The sequence below is a fragment of the Pantoea sp. MBD-2R genome, assembly GCF_039134845.1.
GTDB lineage: Bacteria > Pseudomonadota > Gammaproteobacteria > Enterobacterales > Enterobacteriaceae > Erwinia.
The window spans coordinates 2,032,412-2,049,915 of record NZ_CP152417.1 but is presented as its reverse complement, the minus strand read 5'-3'; the positions used below and the strand labels follow the sequence as shown (position 1 = coordinate 2,049,915).

Below are 17,504 nucleotides of genomic sequence, written 5' to 3'. Positions count from 1 at the left end.
CTTTCTCAGAGATGATGTTGCTGCTGATAGCTGGCGATGATTTCACCCGCCACCGCCACGGCAATTTCTGCGGGCAGCTTCCCTTTTACATCCGGCAAACCAATCGGACAGCGCATGGTTGCCAGCTGCTGCGGACTGAACCCTTTCCCCTCAAGGCGATAGCTAAACCGCTGGCGCTTGGTTTGTGAGCCTATCACGCCGAAATAGTGATAATCGCCGCGCTTAAGAATGGCTTCGCATAATTCAAGATCGCGCGGATGGTGATGCGTCATCACCACGTAGTAACTGTCTGGCGGCATCAGCCTGACCTGATCGCACGGATCTTCCTGACAGCAAACCGTCACGCCCGCTGGCACGTCGGTAAACTGCGCCTGACGCTCGTCGACCCAGTATACGTGACAGGGTAACGTAGCCAGCAAATTGACCAGCGCCTGTCCGACATGACCGGCGCCGAAAACCACGATCTGCGGCTGCGTCTGCAACAGCGGTTCAAACAGGACGGTAGCCATGCCGCCGCAACATTGCCCGAGGCGCGCGCCAAGGTTGAAATGTTCGCTTTTGGGCTGAGGATGACGCTGGTTGAGCATCTCGCGGGCGATAGTAAGACACTGAAACTCCAGATGGCCGCCGCCGATAGTCAGGTAAGTTCGCCCGGCGGTGACAATCATTTTGCTGCCGCAATCGCGCGGCACCGAACCTTTGTCCTCCAGCACGGTGAGCAACACACAGGGCTCGCGTTTTTCACGGAGTGAAGCCAGTACGGTGATCCAGTCATCAACGTTCATGAGCCGCCTCCGTCCGCATTTTTTCCATTCCCCAAAACACCCTTTCCGGCGTGGCTGGCGCGTCCAGCAGCGGGTGTTGCTGATAATTGCCCACGCTGGCCACCGCATCCTGAATCGCACACCACGCCGCAATGCCTAACATAAAGGGTGGCTCGCCTACCGCTTTTGAGTGAAACACCGTGTCTTTGGGATTTTTGCGGTTTTCCACCAGCGTCACCCGCAGATCGGGCGGCATATCGCCGATGGCCGGGATCTTATAGCTGGCCGGGCCGTCGGTCATTAACCGGCCTTGCGCATTCCACACCAGCTCTTCGCAGGTTAGCCAGCCAGCGCCCTGCACAAAGCCGCCTTCCACCTGACCAATATCAATAGCCGGATTCAGCGAAGCGCCCACGTCATGCAGGATATCCGCCCGCAGCAGCCGGTATTCACCGGTCAGCGTATCGACAAGCGACTCCACGCAGGCGGCGCCATAGGCAAAATAGTAGAACGGCGTGCCGCGGCCCGCTTCACGATCGTAATGAATGCCGGGCACTTTGTAATAGCCGGTGGCTGAAAGCGGCACCTGATTGAGCCAGGCCATTTGCGCCACATCGGGGAAGGTAAAATGTTTTTCCTGCACTTTGACAATGCCGTTGCTGAAGCTGACCTCATCTGCCCTACAGCTGTGCAGCTGGCAAAGCATGGCGATCAGCCGGTCGCGAAGAATTTCCGCCGCGTTTTGCGCCGCCTTACCGTTTAAATCTGCACCGCTGGACGCTGCGGTGGGTGACGTGTTTGGCACTTTGCCGGTGTCGGTTGCGGTGATCTGAATTTGATCGACATCGATTTGCAGCACCTGCGCGACAATCTGCGCGACCTTCGTGTTCAGCCCCTGTCCCATCTCCGTGCCGCCGTGATTGAGCTGCACCGTGCCGTCGGTATAGATCAGGATCAGCGCACCGGCCTGGTTAAGAAAGCTGGAGGTAAAAGAGATGCCGAATTTTACCGGCGTTAGCGCCAGACCGCGCTTCAGCCAGGCACTGTTCTGGTTAAACAGGGTGATTTCCCGCCGGCGTGCCGCATAATCGCTGCTGGTTTCAAGCATTTCAGTCATTTCATCCAGCAGATTATCTTCAACCCGTTGGTGATAATGGGTGATATTGCGCGTCTCTTTGCCATAGTAATTGCGCTTGCGCACTTCCAGCGGATCCAGCGCCAGCCTGCGGGCGATATGATCCATAATTTGTTCAATGGCGACCATGCCCTGAGGCCCACCAAAACCGCGATAGGCGGTGTTGGAGGCGGTGTTAGTACGGCAGCGATAGCCGGTGATCAGCGCATCCCCGAGATAATAGGCGTTATCCGCGTGGAACATGGCCCGATCGACGATTGAACCGGAGAGATCCAGCGAATAACCGCAGTTGGCCGCCAAATCGATTTTGACGCCGCAAAAGCGCCCTTGCTCATCTACGCCGACATCGTAGCGCACGTAAAAAGGATGCCGCTTGCCGGTGATGCGCATATCGTCCCGCCGCCCAAGCCGCATTTTTACCGGGCGACCGGTGAGGCGCGCTGCCACCGCGCACAGGCAGGCCACGCCGGCGGCCTGCGTTTCTTTACCGCCAAAGCCGCCGCCCATCCGGCGCATATCAATGGTCACTTTGTTCATAGTGATACCCATCACCGAAGCCACCAGCTTTTGCACTTCGGTCGGGTTTTGGGTAGAGGAGAAAACCTGTAGCGACTGGTCTTCTCCCGGGATCACCATCGCTACCTGGGTTTCCAGATAGAAATGCTCCTGACCGCCGATATGAAATTCGCCCTGTAAGCGATGTGCCGCTCGTGACAGCGCCGCCTGCACATCACCGCGCTGATGCACATGAGGCTGCTGAACAAAATGCTGTTTTTCCAGCGCTTCTCTGACGTCCAGAACGGGGGTCAACAGATCGTATTCGATAACCGCGGCATCGGCCGCCAGCCTCGCCGCGTGTGGCGTTTCAGCGGCAACGACCAGCACAATCTGGCCGGCATACTCCACCACATCCTTCGCCAGGAGGGGATCGCCAGGTTCCAGCGGGCCGATATCCAGCTCGCCCGGCACGTTTTGCCAGCTCAAAACGCTAACGACACCCGGAATGGCATAGCAAGGCGCGGTATCAATATGGCGGATACGAGCGTGGGCATGCTCGCTCAGCCTGGGAGAGAGGTGCAGCATGCCAGGCAACTCCAGCTTGTCGTCAATAAAGACAGCTTCACCCGAGACGTGTTTTGCCGCACTTTCATGCTTGTTGCTTTTGCCGACGCCGCTCTGGATGCCTTCCCGGTATTGTCTGGCAATCACTTCTTCAGCTACTTCCGGACGATTATGAGACATAGCGGGAAACCTCCACCAGTTGCAGCTCGTCAGAAAACGACGCGTGATAACGACGCAGCAGGTTTTTAGCCACCTGTAAGCGGTAGCGGGCGCTGGCGCGAAAATCGCTCAGCGGCGTAAAATCCTGTTCCAGCGCGCGGCATGCCTGTTCGACAGATTGCAGCGTCAGGGGTTTTCCCAACAGCTGTTGTTCGCAGTGCAACGCCCTTTTCGGTATGTCGGCCATGCCGCCGAAGGCAATACGCGCCTGCGTTACACGGTTGTCGCTGTCGATTTCCAGTGCAAAAGCAGCGAAAACCGCAGAGATATCATCTTCAAGCCGTTTAGAAACCTTCCACGCGCGGAAATTTTGTGACGCCGTCACTTTTTGAATGATAACGGCACGAATAAATTCGCCGGGTTGTAGCGCAGTTTGTCGGTAGCCGAGGAAAAAGTCTGCCAGCGGCAGGCGGCGCACTCTGCCACCCTTTTGCAATTCCAGCGAGGCGTTAAGCGCCAGCAGCATCGGTGGCGTGTCACCAATCGGCGAGCCGTTAGCAATATTGCCGCCAAGCGTTCCCTGATTGCGGATTTGCAGCGAGGCGAAACGTTCAAGGATCCGCGCAAAGGACGGAATATGCTCGCGCAGCCACAGCTGGCACTGCTGTAACGAAACGCCAGCGCCCATCACCCATTCTTCGGCCTCTGCCCGACAGGTTTTTAGTTCATCAATCTGTTCCAGCGCAATCAGCAACGGCAGCGCTTTAGCGTGTTGCGTTACCTGAAGCGCCAGATCGGTGCCGCCTGCCAGCAGCTTCGCTTCGGGATGTTCGCTTAACAGATCGCCCAGCTGATCCAGCGTTTTCGGTAACAGGCAACGATGCGCGTTACATGCTATTTCCTGCACTTCAGCGGTTTTCAGCGCGCTCAGGCGCTTTACGGTCTCGGCCTCCTGCTGGCGGAAGCTATCCGGCTCGGGGTGGTGACAAGCCTTGCGGGCCGCATCGACAATCGGCCGGTAGCCGGTGCAGCGGCATAAGTTTCCTGCCAGCGCCTGCTCGGCCTGATGCTGTTGCCAGCCCGTGCTGTTTTTTTGCAGCGTAAACAGCGACATAACAAAGCCGGGCGTGCAAAATCCGCACTGCGAAGCATGGCAATCCACCATCGCTTGTTGCACCGGGTGGAGTTTGCCTGCCTGCTGCAAATCCTCGACGGTAATCAGCTGCTTGCCTTGTAGCGTACTGATAAAAGTCATGCAGCTGTTGGCGGTTTCATACACCATTTCACCGTTTTCGACGCGACCCAGCGTGACGGTACAGGCACCACAGTCCCCGGAGGCACAGCCTTCCTTTGTCCCGCTGCGACGCTTGTACTGGCGCAAATAATTCAGCACGGTCAGGTTTGGATCGATTGCCGCTTCGCTGACTAAGGCCTGATTGAGTAAAAACTGGATCATGCGGCTTTCTCCTCTTTTTGCTGCTGCCAGACACATTTGCCGTTCACCCAGGTGTGGGCGATATTGCGGTCGTCCCCGAGCGTCATCAGCACAAACAGTTTTTCACAAATATCGCGGCTGTTGGCATAACGCATCTGCTGGAGCGCGGAAACCGCCGGATCCAGCACCACAAAATCGGCCTCTTTACCGGCAGTGAAATTGCCGATGTGATCATCCAGATCCAGCGCCCGGGCGCCGCCAAGCGTGGCATGATAAAAGGCTTCGTACGCCGCCAGTTTGTAATGCTGAAGCTGGCCAACTTTGTAGGCTTCCCCCAGCGTTTGCAGCATATTAAAGGTGGTGCCCGCGCCAACGTCGGTACCCATGCCCATTTTCACGCCTTTATCCCAGCAGGTTTGCAGATTAAACAACCCGCTGCCGAGAAACAGATTCGAGGTTGGACAGAAAGCAATGGCGGAATGGGTATGATGCAGGCAATCCCACTCCTCTTCCGCCAGGTGCACACAATGTGCAAACACGCTGCGACGCCCGGTTAACTGATACTGGTGATAAACGTCAAGATAGCCGTCGTGATCGGGAAACAGCGCTATTACCCAGGCGATTTCCTGCGGGTTTTCACTCAGGTGCGTATGCATCCAGGTATCGGGATATTCCGTTTTCAGCTGTTGCACTTTTGCCAGTAGCGCAGGTGATGAGGTTGGCGCGAAGCGTGGCGTTAACGCATAGCCGAGACGGCCCCGCTTATGCCAGCGCTCAATCAGTTCACGCGTCTGGTCATAGCTCTGCTCCGGCGTTTCGGTCAGATATTCAGGCGCGTGCCGATCCATCATGACCTTCCCGGCGATCAGGCGCATTTCCAGTACTTCCGCCGCGCTGAACAGCGCCTCTACCGACTGAGGATGTACGGTACCAAACACCAAAGCAGTAGTTGTACCGTTACTCAGCAGCTGGTGCAGAAAAAACGCCGACATTTTTGCCGAATAGTCGGGACAGTGATACTGACGCTCGGTCGGGAAAGTATATTGTTGGAGCCATTCCAGTAACTGCTCGCCAAAGGCGCCAATCATTTCCGTTTGAGGATAGTGAATATGCGTATCAACAAAGCCCGGCACAATCAGCTTGCCGCGATAATCTGTCACTATAACGGCATCGGTTAGCTGATGCTGCCCTTCTTCCCAGCGCTGGAGCGAAATAATTTTGCCGCCATTAAGCAGTAATAAACCGTCTTCAATATAGCGGGCCTGCTCCGGCAACTGCCGTGGATGACTGACCGTGGCGGCAATATCAAAAAAACTGCCCCGAATAGCCTGAGTAATGGACACTGACATAGTAATTCCTTCCGGGAGGGCCGCTGGCCCTCGCTTTATTAGCGCAGGTGATAACCTTAAGAGGTAATTGCAAATGCCGTGCCAGCTGGAAAATTTAAATTAGCCTTTATTTTTCAGTTAATTATAAGAGAACCCGGTTAAAAAGGCGCGACTTACCGGCCAATCGTATGCGCAAACGGTTGCCTGCGCGAGCAAACGATTGCCATGCCGTTTGAAGGGATTACAGGAGCGAATAAACCCTAACAAGGCGCTTTCAGGCGCACCATAACATCGCAATGGTATTTTGAAACGCACCAGCATCGTGCATTTTTTCTTATTAATCATAACCAATCCGTTCTTATCAGTTCATGATGGAAATGGTATGGTGATTAAAACCCAAAATGTGTTGAGGAACAGTGAGATGATTGTATTTGTAACTGGCGCTACCGCTGGCTTCGGAGAGAGTATCACCCGCCGCTTTATCGCTGAGGGACACAAGGTTATTGCCACCGGCCGTCGCCAGGAACGTTTGCAGAGCCTGAAAGAGGAGCTGGGCGACGCGCTATATACCCTGCAACTGGACGTGCGTAATCGCGCAGGCATTGAAGAAGCGCTGGCCAGTCTGCCCGCCGGGTGGCGTAACATCGATGTGCTGGTTAATAACGCCGGCCTGGCGCTGGGTATTGAACCGGCGCACAAAGCAAACCTGGATGACTGGGAAGCGATGATCGATACCAATAATAAAGGCCTGGTCTATATGACCCGCGCCGTGCTGCCCGCGATGGTGGAACGCAATATTGGTCATATTATTAACCTGGGTTCGATTGCCGGCAGCTGGCCTTACGCAGGCGGTAATGTTTATGGCGCGACTAAGGCGTTTGTCCGTCAGTTCAGCCTGAACTTGCGCACTGACTTACACGGCACGGCGCTGCGCGTTACCGATATCGAGCCGGGCCTGGTGGGCGGCACCGAGTTTTCTAACGTTCGCTTTAAAGGTGACGATGCGAAAGCGGACAGCGTGTATGACGGCGCAGAACCGCTGACCGCAGAAGACGTTACCGAAGCGGTTTACTGGGTCGCTACGCTGCCGAAACACGTCAATATTAATACGCTGGAAATGATGCCGGTTGGCCAAACGCTGGCGGGCCTTAAAGTGCATAAATCCTGATAAGGCGCTGTGCCGCCGCCTGCCAGATCCGGCGGCAAAACAGTACAAATTGTTGAGAGTGCAGGCTCAGGTTTATCAGCCATCTGGGCCTGCCTTAGCCGGAATACGATTTTGCAGCCGGCTACGCTTTTCCCCACCCTGCCACGATAATCAACATGCCACAAAATGCCACTGCTGCGCCCGTCCAGTCGTAGTAACTTAGCCGGACGCCGTCGACAAAGCGCAGCCATAACAAAGCGGTAACGACATAAACGCCGCCGTAAGCGGCATAAACGCGACCGCTGGCAGCGGGATGCAAAGTCAGCAGCCAGACAAACAGCGCGAGACTGGCGGCGGCAGGTATCAGCACCAGAACAGACGCGTTTTTTCTCAGCCACAGCCAGGGCAAAAAACAGCCAATAATTTCGGCCAGCGCGGTAAGAAAAAACAGCAGTGTGGTTTTTATTAACATACTTCCTCTCTGAAACGTCAACGACCGGGCGGGCTGAGTGGTTAGCCTGCCAGCGCTGATGATATACTATTGCAAGCGATCGTCGCAGCCGCTCGGGTCGGCTGTCCGTTGGAAGTGAAAAGGAACCGAAGATGAAAACGAGTAAAGTCTGGTTAAAAACGCTGAGCAAAGCCGCTTTGCCGCTGGTACTGTTCGCCACGCTGTTTAGCCTGCAACAGGCGCAGGCCAAAACGGATACGCTGATTATTCAGGACGGCAGTAGCGCACTGACCAACGAGCAGGCGCGTCAGCAAAAACAGCAGTGGGACGAAACCCACCGGTTGCGCAGCAAACAGAATCTGCGTGCCGAAAAAGATTTCGATAAAGACGACCGTGCCATTGATACGCGTGACGCCTGCGATCAGAGTCTGAACGTTAACGCTTATTGGGAAGCCAATACCCTGCGCTGTCTCGATCGCCGTACCGGACGCCCCGTCACGCCCTGATGAAATATTGCTGCTATAGTTACCGCTGAATTCACGCAAAAGGACAGGATGATGAAAGGTAAGAAGTGGATATTAACCGCGCTGATTATCGCCACTCCGCTGGCGGTGCAGGCATCTTGCGAAACGGTAAAAGCGGACATTAACCAGAAAATTATTAATAACGGCGTCCCGGCAAACGGTTTTACGCTGGAAATCGTTCCCAACGATCAGGCCGAACAGGCTGGCGGTCAGGTTGTTGGACACTGCGAAAACGATAGCCAGAAAATCGTTTATAAGCGTGGCGCCGAAGGTGACGCCCCGGTTCCGGCAAATACCGGCACCTCTCAGGACGCACCTTCGTCGTAAGTTTTCTCTTCAAGGGCTGCGATTGCAGCCCTTTTCTATTCTGGCCTGCCTGACGGAATCGCTCTGGCCACCAGCATACTTCCTGACGCAATCACCACCGACACCGCAAAAACCCAGTGCAGTGAAGAAGCCGTCTGCTCGATAATATGTTGCAGGCTGGCGTGCGGTAACGCCTCTCGCTGGCTGGTAGAGATAATCTGCTGCACAGGATCCTTAAACTCCGGGAGCCGCCGCATTAGATTGTAATTAAGTACCGCCCCCATCACGGCGGTGCCCAACGCGGAACCCAGCATGCGGCTGAACATGATCGATGCTGTACAAATCCCCCGAATGGAATATTCCGCGCTGTTTTGCACGGCGATCAGGAAGGTGGTGCTGGTCATGCCCATGCCGGTACCGATGACAAAGGCAGACAGCCCCGCATGCACCAGCGAGCTGTTGCTGTGCAGCGTCAGCAGCATTGCGGTGCCGAGGATCAGCAACAGCGAGCCAAGCTGCGCGGTAAAACGGTAAGAAGTCCGCAGCATCAGTTTACCGCTAAGCGTGCTCGCCAGCGGCCAGCCGATTGACATCATCGCCAGCGCGCTTCCCGCCTGGAGCGGCGTACCGCCATTCACGCCCTGGATCCAGCCAGGCAAAAATGCGCTGATGCCCATCATCGCTGCGCCGATAATCAGGTTTCCTGCATTACCGGCAACAATGGTACGGCTTCGCCACAGCGCCAGCGGAAACAGCGGTTCGCCAGAACGCTTTTCATGTCTGACCAGCGCATAACCGGCGATGGCCGCCACAGCAAGCAGCGCAAGCACCCAGTAGCCCAGCATTTCAGCCTGAAGCAGAGCCGTCAGAAGCGCAGTTACGGAGAGCATCAGCCAGCCGCTGCCTGCCAGATTGAGCTTTTGTTTTTTATGGCTGTCTGGCTCAGGAAACCAGCGTGCCAGCATCAGCATAGAAACTATACCAATGGGCACGTTAACCCAAAAGATCAGCGCCCAGTTAAAATGCTGTACAAGCCAGGCGCCGGTCAGTGGCCCCACAATCGCCGAAACGCCCCAGACGCTGGAGAGCCAGCCCTGGATCCCCGCCCGCTCTTTCGGTGCATAGACATCGGCGATGATGGTTGCCGTTAACGGCATAATGGCACCCGCGCCCAATCCCTGGAGTGCCCGAAACAGGATCAGCCAGCCCATATTGGTGGAAAATCCACACAGTACCGAACCGGCCAAAAACAGCGAGGTGCCAAAAAAGAATACCCGTTTCCGGCCCCAGAGATCGGCCAGCCGACCATAAATGGGGACGCTAACGGCCTGCGTCAGTAAATAGATGGAAAAAACCCAGCCAAATTGGGAAAAGCCGCCCAGTTCCGCAATGATAGTTGGCATCGCCGTCGCGACAATGGTGACCTCAATGGCGGCCATAAACATCGCCAGCATCGCGGCAATCAATATCCAGTGACGGTGCGCGACCTGTGTTTGAGCTGTTTCTGACATAAGCATCCTTTTTTCATAGTGCTTTTAGTCTGGCCTGGATTGGCTTGCAGTGTTTCCGAATTGTGCGATCGGCAGCAAAGATTATGGCGAGAAAGGGACTTTAACGCTGAGGAAAATAGCGAATGAACGGGGAGCGCGTGCGGAACAGATCTGAGAAAGGCCGAAAAGGTTTGTGCAGCGGCGCGAGCGCACCGCTGTGACCGCCATTAAACCTGACTTAAATCGAGATAGCCTGCCAGCTCCCGCCGTTCAGGTTTCGGTAAATAAGGCAGCTCGCCCAGCAGAGGCGCCGGGATCTTGCTGCTTAAGACTTCGATAATTTCTGCATAGTGCGCCAACCCCGGGTTGATGCGGTTTGCCACCCAGCCCAGCAGAGGCAACCCGTCATTAATCACCGCCTGGGCGGTAAGCAACGCGTGGCTGATGCAGCCCAGTTTGATCCCCACAACCATAATCACCGGCAGGCGCTCCTCAACGGCCCATTCAGAAAGCGGGCGCAGATCGTTCATTAAGCTAAGCCAGCCGCCCGTTCCCTCCACCACAACGTGGTCCGCCTGCACGCTTAACGACTGCAACCCCTCGCTTAGCCTGGCATAATCAACCACCATGTCACGGCTGGTACTGATTTCATCATCCAGTAAGGTTAATGGATTAACCGATTCATAGGGCAAAATAACAGAAGAGGATGCCTGCAAAATCAGCGCATCTTTATTCCGTGGCCCCTGCTCGGTTTGCTGGCTCCCTTTTGCTATCGGTTTGTAGCCAGCCACTCTCTTGCCGCCTTCTGCAAGCTTTTGCAAGAGCGCGCGGGTAACAACTGTTTTTCCCACCTCGGTATCGGTACCGGTAACGAATATTCGCTTTAACCTGGTCATGTAGAGAGTCCGCTCCTGACGATTATTTATTAACAACTGTTAACATTTAAGACGGATCATCTTAGGTCAGCGAGCGAGCGTTGAATTTGCGTTAGCGCAATTTTTTTTGATAAAGAGGATTAACCCTGCAACAGTTTGACCAGCAGCGTGCCGTTATAAAGCGCATCCTTGACCAGGGCTGCGCCAGGCATGGTGCCCTGATTATGAAAATGCGTCGGCTCAACCCGGGTGCGCTGGCTGTACGCGGGAAGCGACTGTCGGCGAACGCAGTCGGTAATAGCAGAGTGAAGGATTTCCTGCGCGCGGTTCAGCGGCGAGCCAATCAGGATTTTTTCCGGATTAAACAGGTTGACCATAATGGCCAGGATGCGCCCCACGCTATGCCCCACGCCGGTAATGATATCTTTAGCCAGCGGATCGCCAGCCAGGGCCGCATCACACAGCGATTCGATGGTCAGCGGTTGTTGGTGCAGCGTGCATTCCGGCGAAGACTGCATGCGCTGTGCGGTTAGCTCCAGCACGCTTTCAATGCTGGCTACCGTTTCCAGGCAGCCATGATTGCCGCAGTAGCACTGTTTGCCCCAGGGCTCGACCTGCGTGTGTCCAATTTCCACCAGCGTACTGCTGCCGCTGTGTAATAACCGGCCATCAGCAATGACGCCCGCGCCAACATTGTGATCGATCACGACCTGAATAACGTTACTGACTTCGCGAGAAGCGCCATATAACGCTTCTGCCATCGTCCACGCGCAGATATCGTGCTGGATATAAACCGGCACGCCAATATGCTTTTCGAGCTCGCTGCCGAGCGGCATATCCCTCACCGGATAAAAAGGCATGCGGTGCACGATGCCCTGTCTGGCATCCAATATACCGGGAAGCGTAATGGCAATCGCGGTGAGGCGTTCCAGCTTGCGCTGGTGACGGATAAAAAAGCGGTCGATTTCATTAATAATGCGCGTGATTAAAGGCAGCGGATCGTCCACCGGCAGCGGCAGATTTTCCTCAACAATAAGCTGGCTGCTTAAATCTCGCAGCGCCAGCGTGATATCGCCATTGCCAATGCGGGCAGAAAGGTAATGCCAGGCCACCGTGTCCAGAATTATGCCGACAGCGGGGCGTCCACGACTGCCGATTTCCTGAAACTCCGTTTCCTGCACCAGATGCGCTTCCAGCATCTCACGCACGATTTTAGTAATGCTTGCCGGGGCCAGCTGGGCCTTTTTGGCTAATTCAATGCGCGAAATGGGGCCAAACCGATCGATCAGCCGGTATACCGCGCCTGCATTGGTCTGTTTGATCTGGTCAATGTGCCCAGGCTGACTGTCCGCTATCACCCGCCTCCTCCCGCTTATTTTCGCGCCTCAAAATAAATCACTGGCCCATGGTGAAACAGTTCCGGCAGCACGTCAACGGTTTGATTTATAGTGTGATTCAGAGCACATATTCAGGTTATGCGGCTTGAAAATTCATTCTGCTGATTATTTAACAGCAGCCGGATCATTTGCCGGGTTGCCGCGCTCATTTCACGCCGTTTTGACCAGACCAGCCAGACCTCGGATAACGCGTCTGGCTCGCTCAGCGTAATCCAGCTGACATCTTCCAGGCGCACCCGCCGAAACGAAGCAGGAAGAATTGAAACGCCCAGTCCGGTCGCGACCAGCCCGAGAATAGTCATCGCTTCGCCGACTTCCTGAGCAATGTTAGGCGAAACGCTGTAACGCTCCAGTAGCGTTAAGGTTTCGGCATATAAAGCGGTTCCCACCTGAGGATCGAAAAAGACGAACGGTTCGCCCACCAGCTCGGTTATGGAAAGCGTGGCCCGATTCGCCAGCCTGTGCGCCCGATGAACCACCGCGCAAAGGGGCTCGCGCAGCATCAGCTGGTGCGATAGCGTCTCTGGCAACGGCGTGTTACGCATCACGCCCAGATCCAGCCTGCCGTCATTGAGCGGCGCCAGCTGCTGTCGGGTATTGATTTCCTGCATTTGAATATGCACGCCGGGGTAGCGCTGGCGAAAGGTATACAGCGCATCAGAAACGGAGGTGATAAACGGCGCGGAAGAGGTGAAACCAATCCGCAGTTCACCTTCCTCACCGCGATGGAGCCGCGCGGCTTTATCCGCCGCGTTGGTCACGTTTTGCATAATCTGGCGGGCATCGCTAAGAAACTGCTCGCCCGCCGCGGTGAGCTGCACGCTGCGGTTGGTGCGGGCCAACAGCCTGGCACCAATTTGCTGTTCCAGCTGCTGAATTTGCTGGCTGAGCGGCGGCTGCGAGATGTTCAGGCGCTGGGCAGCGCGACCAAAATGCAGCTCTTCCGCCACGGCAATGAAGTAGCGCAGATGACGAAGCTCAATATTCATATTTTAAACGTATCATTCGAGATTATTAATAGATTAGACATCATATTAAGCCGGGCTTACAGTTAACAGTATAATTTTTCTTCTTTTTAAGGGATCGCAGTGAACCACTCATCTCGCAGCATCGTGGCCGACAACGGTGCTGAACGACGCTCCGCCATTCAACCTTCTACTCGCCCTCGCGCTACAGACAGCGCCACGCCCCCGCTGTTTATTAAACGTGGCACGCCAGAATTTATGCGTGTCACCCTGGCGCTTTTTTCCGCCGGACTGGCTACCTTTGCCTTGTTGTATTGCGTGCAGCCCATTTTGCCGGTTTTAACCCAGGAGTTTGGCGTTTCTCCGGCGACCAGCAGCCTGTCACTCTCTATTTCTACCGGTCTGCTGGCGCTGGGCTTGCTGATTACCGGGCCGCTTTCGGATGCCATTGGACGCAAGCCGGTAATGGTGACCGCGCTGTTGCTGGCCGCAGTTTGTACCCTGCTTTCAGCTACCATGACCAGCTGGCATGGCATTTTAATTATGCGGGCGCTGATTGGGCTGTCGCTCAGCGGCGTGGCGGCCGTGGGGATGACCTATCTGAGCGAAGAAATTCATCCCAGCGTGATCGCTTTTTCAATGGGGCTGTATATCAGCGGTAATTCCATTGGCGGCATGAGCGGCAGGTTGTTAAGCGGAGTCATCACCGATATTGCCAACTGGCGCGTGGCGATAGCGGCGATCGGCTGTTTTGCGCTGGCTTCCGCGCTGATGTTTTGGAAAATTTTACCGCCTTCGCGCCATTTTCGCCCGGCCTCCCTGAAGCCTCGCAGTTTGATGATCAACTTTCGCCTGCACTGGCGTGACAGCGGTTTGCCGTTGCTGTTTGCTGAAGGCTTTTTGCTGATGGGCGCTTTCGTCACCCTGTTTAATTACATTGGCTACCGGCTGCTGTCGCCGCCCTGGTCGTTGAGCCAGGCCGTTGTTGGCCTGCTGTCGGTGGTTTATCTTACCGGCTCCTGGAGTTCGCCTAAAGCGGGTGCGATGACGGCAAAATATGGCCGCGCCAGCGTGCTGCTGTTCTCGACCGGGATTATGCTGGCTGGGGTGCTGATTACGCTGGTGAATTCTCTGTGGTTTATTTTTCCGGGAATGATGCTGTTTACCGCAGGCTTCTTCGCGGCGCATTCCGTCGCCAGCGGCTGGATTGGCCCTCGCGCACGGCGTGCCAAAGGTCAGGCATCGTCACTTTATCTGTTCAGTTATTATTTAGGTTCAAGCCTGGCGGGAACGCTGGGGGGCGTGTTTTGGCACAAATTTGGCTGGCAGGGAATTGCCGTATTTATTGCTCTGCTGCTGGTAGTAGCGCTGCTGGTTGGCCTGCGTTTACGCAGCCGACAGCTTTAACGCGATGAAGACAGGATGGGCCACGCGCCCATCCTGTCTGACTTATTTGGTGCGGTCAGCGAAACGCTTATGCAGTTTTTGTAGTTTTGGCGGGATGACCGCCAGGCAATAGCGGTTTTCCTGCCCTTCGCCTTCCCAGTAGTTCTGGTGATAATCTTCAGCAGGATACCACTGTGCATCGCTTTCAATGGTGGTGACGACCGGTTCGTCATGGTCAACCTGCGCACGGGCAATCGCCGCTTTCGCTTCCACCGCCTGAGCTTCATTGGCTGGGAAAATCGCCGAGCGATACTGAGTGCCGATATCGTTACCCTGACGGTTTAGCTGGGTAGGATCGTGCGTGGCGAAGCTGATATCCAGCAAATCACCGTAGCTGATTTTTTCCGGATCGAAACCTAAGCGAATGGCTTCCGCGTGGCCCGTTTCGCCGGTACAAACCTGGCGATAGGTCGGGTTGGCTACATGGCCCCCGATATAGCCACTTTCTACCGATTCCACACCGTTAATCTGTTTAAAGACTGCTTCTGTACACCAGAAACAGCCGCCAGCGATAATTGCATATTCAGTCATAATAACTCCTGGTTAACTCTGTGCCACCGACTCACGTTCAGCACGATCGCCTCAACACTGTTCATTGCAGCATAAATGCGGGCTTAACGCCATTCGTCAGGGCGGCTCGTTTTTTTCTGACGTCTTTAATCTGAAAATGACTTGTCCTAAAACCCTACATTGATAAGGCCTGTTGAAAGCCTGAAAAATACTGAAATTATTTTTAATTGAATGCTCAATCAATAAAACCTATAGTGATTGCATCTTTTTTAACAAAATCGCTCAGGAGGTCAACAAATTACCGAGTCATTTAACGTAAATCAATAAGATAACCCACTCAACCCGAACCATTCCTCAGTGTAGTTAGCGGATATACGGCGGACACAACCCAGTATGCGCTAAGGCACGCTTTGTGAAACGGGTTTATTCTTGAGCATTTTTTCGGAGAATCTATGCCGACGACTGAAATACCCAGGAAAGAACAACAAGACCGCATTAATCCCGTGGTCTTTTATACTTCAGCAGCGCTGATCCTGATATTTACCCTGACCACAATTTTTTACACCTCGCTTTCTGACCGGTGGATCAACAATACCCTTGAATGGGTCTCTAACACCTTCGGCTGGTATTACCTGCTTGCCGCCACCGTCTATCTGGTGTTCGTCATTTTAATTGCCGCCTCACGCTTTGGCTCCATTAAGCTTGGGCCGGAGCAATCAAAACCAGAATTCAGCATGATGAGCTGGGCAGCGATGCTGTTCGCTGCGGGTATCGGTATCGATCTGATGTTCTTCTCGGTAGCTGAACCCGTTACGCAATATATGATGCCACCCGAAGGTCAGGGACAAACCATGGAAGCGGCCCGTCAGGCGATGGTCTGGACGCTGTTCCACTACGGTGTTACCGGCTGGGCCATGTACGCGTTGATGGGCATTGCGCTCGGCTACTTCAGCTACCGTTACGGCCTTCCGCTGACCATCCGCTCGGCGCTTTACCCTATTTTTGGTAAACGCATTAACGGCTGGATCGGTCACTCGGTGGATATCGCCGCGGTGGTGGGGACTATCTTTGGTATTGCCACCACGCTGGGGATTGGCGTGGTTCAGCTGAACTACGGCCTTAAGGTTCTGTTTGACGTGCCTGAAGGGATCACCGCGCAGGCTGCGCTGATTGCGCTGTCGGTGGTGATGGCGACGATTTCGGTGACGTCCGGCGTCAATAAAGGCATTCGCATCCTGTCTGAGCTAAACGTCCTGCTGGCGCTGGGCCTGATCCTGTTCGTGCTGTTTATGGGCGATACCAGCTTCCTGCTGAATGCGCTGGTGCTGAACGTTGGTGACTATATCAATCGTTTTGTTGGCATGACGCTGAACAGTTTTGCTTTCGACCGCCCAACGGAATGGATGAACAACTGGACGCTGTTCTTCTGGGCATGGTGGGTTGCCTGGTCGCCGTTTGTCGGGTTGTTCCTGGCACGTATCTCCCGTGGCCGTACCATTCGTCAGTTCGTTGTGGGCACGCTGACTATTCCGTTTATCTTTACCCTGCTGTGGCTGTCGATTTTCGGCAACAGCGCGCTGAACGAAATTATTCACGGCAATCTGGCGCTGGCTCAGGAAACGCTTGCCCACCCTGAGCGCGGTTTCTACAGCCTGCTGGCGCAATATCCGGCGTTTACCTTCAGCGCTTCGGTGGCCACCATTACCGGCCTGCTGTTCTATGTTACCTCAGCGGATTCCGGCTCGCTGGTGCTGGGTAACTTTACCTCGCGTCTGAGCGACATTAATAACGATGCGCCAAACTGGCTGCGTATCTTCTGGTCACTGGCTATCGGTTTACTGACGTTGGGCATGCTGATGGTTAACGGCGTAACGGCACTTCAGAAAACCACGGTGATTATGGGCCTGCCCTTCAGCTTTGTGATTTTCTTTGTGATGGCGGGCCTGTATAAATCCCTGCGCGTAGAAGACCACCGTCGGGCAAGTTCTACAGTCAGTACGCCGCCGGTGCCGGTTTCACGTGAAGATCGCCTGAACTGGAAGCAGCGTATTTCCCGCGTGATGAACTACCCTGGCAGCACGCATACCCGGAAAATGCTGGATAATGTCTGTCGTCCGGCAATGGAAGAGGTCGCCATGGAGCTGGAGCGACGCGGTGCGAAAGTGCAGGTCAGTGAGCTTCCACCGCTGGAAGACGAGCGTCTGAACCATCTGGAGATGTTGGTAAATCTGGGTGATGAGCAGAGCTTCCTGTATCAGATTTGGCCACAGCGCTATTCCGTTCCGGCATTTACCTACCGTGCACGTAGCGGTAAGTCCGACTATTTCCGCCTTGAAACCTTCCTGCTGGAAGGAACACAGGGCAACGATCTGATGGACTACACCAAAGAGCAGATTATTAATGACATTCTCGATCAGTACGAACGTCATTTAACCTTCCTGCATATTCACCGTGAAGCGCCGGGCAATTCCATGCCCTTCCCTGAAGTTTGATAAAACAGTGATTCTGGC

Annotated in this window: 15 protein-coding genes; 5 read left to right on the top strand and 10 right to left on the bottom strand. The window is 54.8% G+C overall.

The window, feature by feature from the left end; genetic code table 11:
• Positions 1-5: 5 nt before the first annotated feature.
• Genes xdhC through guaD form a run of 4 tightly spaced genes read right to left on the bottom strand, consistent with a single transcriptional unit; the run spans position 6 to position 5,904 of the window.
• Positions 6-785 carry a xanthine dehydrogenase accessory protein XdhC gene (xdhC, locus tag AAGQ96_RS09595; protein ID WP_342755365.1) on the bottom strand — a complete coding sequence of 260 codons (780 nt, stop codon included), beginning with the start codon at positions 783-785 and terminating at the stop codon, positions 6-8.
• Positions 775-3,141, bottom strand: coding sequence for a xanthine dehydrogenase molybdopterin binding subunit (xdhB, locus tag AAGQ96_RS09590; protein WP_342755364.1), 2,367 nt, complete (start codon positions 3,139-3,141; stop codon positions 775-777). Before xdhB ends, xdhC begins: the two co-directional genes overlap by 11 nt.
• A complete protein-coding gene (xdhA, locus tag AAGQ96_RS09585) occupies positions 3,131-4,576 on the bottom strand; it encodes a xanthine dehydrogenase small subunit (protein ID WP_342755363.1) in 1,446 nt (481 codons plus the stop codon). Before xdhA ends, xdhB begins: the two co-directional genes overlap by 11 nt.
• Positions 4,573-5,904 carry a guanine deaminase gene (gene guaD, locus AAGQ96_RS09580; protein ID WP_342755362.1) on the bottom strand — a complete coding sequence of 444 codons (1,332 nt, stop codon included), beginning with the start codon at positions 5,902-5,904 and terminating at the stop codon, positions 4,573-4,575. Before guaD ends, xdhA begins: the two co-directional genes overlap by 4 nt.
• A 400-nt stretch (positions 5,905-6,304) precedes the next feature.
• Between guaD and ydfG the strand changes: the two genes are divergently transcribed.
• Complete coding sequence (ydfG, locus tag AAGQ96_RS09575; protein ID WP_147197510.1) at positions 6,305-7,051, top strand: bifunctional NADP-dependent 3-hydroxy acid dehydrogenase/3-hydroxypropionate dehydrogenase YdfG; 747 nt, start codon at positions 6,305-6,307, stop codon at positions 7,049-7,051.
• Between the two features lie 121 nt (positions 7,052-7,172).
• Here ydfG and AAGQ96_RS09570 read toward each other — a convergent pair whose 3' ends face one another.
• Positions 7,173-7,502: a YnfA family protein gene (locus tag AAGQ96_RS09570; RefSeq protein WP_342755361.1), complete on the bottom strand. Its 330-nt coding sequence runs from the start codon at positions 7,500-7,502 to the stop codon at positions 7,173-7,175.
• 131 nt (positions 7,503-7,633) lie between these two features.
• Between AAGQ96_RS09570 and AAGQ96_RS09565 the strand changes: the two genes are divergently transcribed.
• Both AAGQ96_RS09565 and AAGQ96_RS09560 read left to right on the top strand, forming a co-directional pair.
• Positions 7,634-7,987: a DUF1283 family protein gene (locus AAGQ96_RS09565; RefSeq protein ID WP_147197506.1), complete on the top strand. Its 354-nt coding sequence runs from the start codon at positions 7,634-7,636 to the stop codon at positions 7,985-7,987.
• Positions 7,988-8,038: 51 nt separating this feature from the next.
• Positions 8,039-8,332, top strand: a complete 294-nt coding sequence (locus AAGQ96_RS09560) for a DUF1161 domain-containing protein (RefSeq protein WP_174822383.1) — start codon at positions 8,039-8,041, stop codon at positions 8,330-8,332.
• 35 nt (positions 8,333-8,367) lie between these two features.
• Here the strand turns inward: AAGQ96_RS09560 and AAGQ96_RS09555 are convergent, their stop codons facing one another.
• The 4 genes from AAGQ96_RS09555 to AAGQ96_RS09540 all read right to left on the bottom strand — a co-directional run bounded on the left by AAGQ96_RS09555 (position 8,368) and on the right by AAGQ96_RS09540 (position 13,062).
• On the bottom strand, positions 8,368-9,822 hold the full coding sequence (locus tag AAGQ96_RS09555; RefSeq protein ID WP_342755360.1) for an MDR family MFS transporter: 1,455 nt from the start codon (positions 9,820-9,822) through the stop codon (positions 8,368-8,370).
• Positions 9,823-10,028: 206 nt separating this feature from the next.
• The gene (bioD, locus tag AAGQ96_RS09550; protein ID WP_342755359.1) at positions 10,029-10,697 is read right to left on the bottom strand and encodes a dethiobiotin synthase; all 669 of its coding nucleotides are present in this window, start codon (positions 10,695-10,697) and stop codon (positions 10,029-10,031) included.
• Between the two features lie 119 nt (positions 10,698-10,816).
• Positions 10,817-12,034 (bottom strand): ROK family transcriptional regulator, encoded by a 1,218-nt coding sequence (locus AAGQ96_RS09545; protein WP_147197499.1) that lies wholly within the window; start codon positions 12,032-12,034, stop codon positions 10,817-10,819.
• Positions 12,035-12,144: 110 nt separating this feature from the next.
• A complete protein-coding gene (locus AAGQ96_RS09540; RefSeq protein WP_342755358.1) occupies positions 12,145-13,062 on the bottom strand; it encodes a LysR family transcriptional regulator in 918 nt (305 codons plus the stop codon).
• 156 nt (positions 13,063-13,218) lie between these two features.
• On the opposite strand from AAGQ96_RS09540, the gene AAGQ96_RS09535 reads away from it, so the two are divergent.
• Positions 13,219-14,445, top strand: a complete 1,227-nt coding sequence (locus AAGQ96_RS09535) for an MFS transporter (protein WP_342755542.1) — start codon at positions 13,219-13,221, stop codon at positions 14,443-14,445.
• A 42-nt stretch (positions 14,446-14,487) separates the two neighbouring features.
• Here AAGQ96_RS09535 and msrA read toward each other — a convergent pair whose 3' ends face one another.
• Positions 14,488-15,018: a peptide-methionine (S)-S-oxide reductase MsrA gene (gene msrA, locus AAGQ96_RS09530; protein ID WP_147197495.1), complete on the bottom strand. Its 531-nt coding sequence runs from the start codon at positions 15,016-15,018 to the stop codon at positions 14,488-14,490.
• 428 nt (positions 15,019-15,446) lie between these two features.
• Between msrA and AAGQ96_RS09525 the strand changes: the two genes are divergently transcribed.
• Positions 15,447-17,486 (top strand): choline transporter, encoded by a 2,040-nt coding sequence (locus AAGQ96_RS09525; protein WP_342755357.1) that lies wholly within the window; start codon positions 15,447-15,449, stop codon positions 17,484-17,486.
• Positions 17,487-17,504 lie beyond the last annotated feature (18 nt).

Coding starts and splice junctions, on each gene's coding strand:
- xdhC (WP_342755365.1), bottom strand. CDS start 785: ATGAACGTTGATGACTGGATCACCGTACTGGCTTCACTCCGTGAAAAA.
- AAGQ96_RS09560 (WP_174822383.1), top strand. CDS start 8,039: ATGAAAGGTAAGAAGTGGATATTAACCGCGCTGATTATCGCCACTCCG.
- AAGQ96_RS09565 (WP_147197506.1), top strand. CDS start 7,634: ATGAAAACGAGTAAAGTCTGGTTAAAAACGCTGAGCAAAGCCGCTTTG.
- AAGQ96_RS09555 (WP_342755360.1), bottom strand. CDS start 9,822: ATGTCAGAAACAGCTCAAACACAGGTCGCGCACCGTCACTGGATATTG.
- ydfG (WP_147197510.1), top strand. CDS start 6,305: ATGATTGTATTTGTAACTGGCGCTACCGCTGGCTTCGGAGAGAGTATC.
- AAGQ96_RS09525 (WP_342755357.1), top strand. CDS start 15,447: ATGCCGACGACTGAAATACCCAGGAAAGAACAACAAGACCGCATTAAT.
- AAGQ96_RS09540 (WP_342755358.1), bottom strand. CDS start 13,062: ATGAATATTGAGCTTCGTCATCTGCGCTACTTCATTGCCGTGGCGGAA.
- xdhA (WP_342755363.1), bottom strand. CDS start 4,576: ATGATCCAGTTTTTACTCAATCAGGCCTTAGTCAGCGAAGCGGCAATC.
- xdhB (WP_342755364.1), bottom strand. CDS start 3,141: ATGTCTCATAATCGTCCGGAAGTAGCTGAAGAAGTGATTGCCAGACAA.
- AAGQ96_RS09570 (WP_342755361.1), bottom strand. CDS start 7,502: ATGTTAATAAAAACCACACTGCTGTTTTTTCTTACCGCGCTGGCCGAA.
- guaD (WP_342755362.1), bottom strand. CDS start 5,904: ATGTCAGTGTCCATTACTCAGGCTATTCGGGGCAGTTTTTTTGATATT.
- bioD (WP_342755359.1), bottom strand. CDS start 10,697: ATGACCAGGTTAAAGCGAATATTCGTTACCGGTACCGATACCGAGGTG.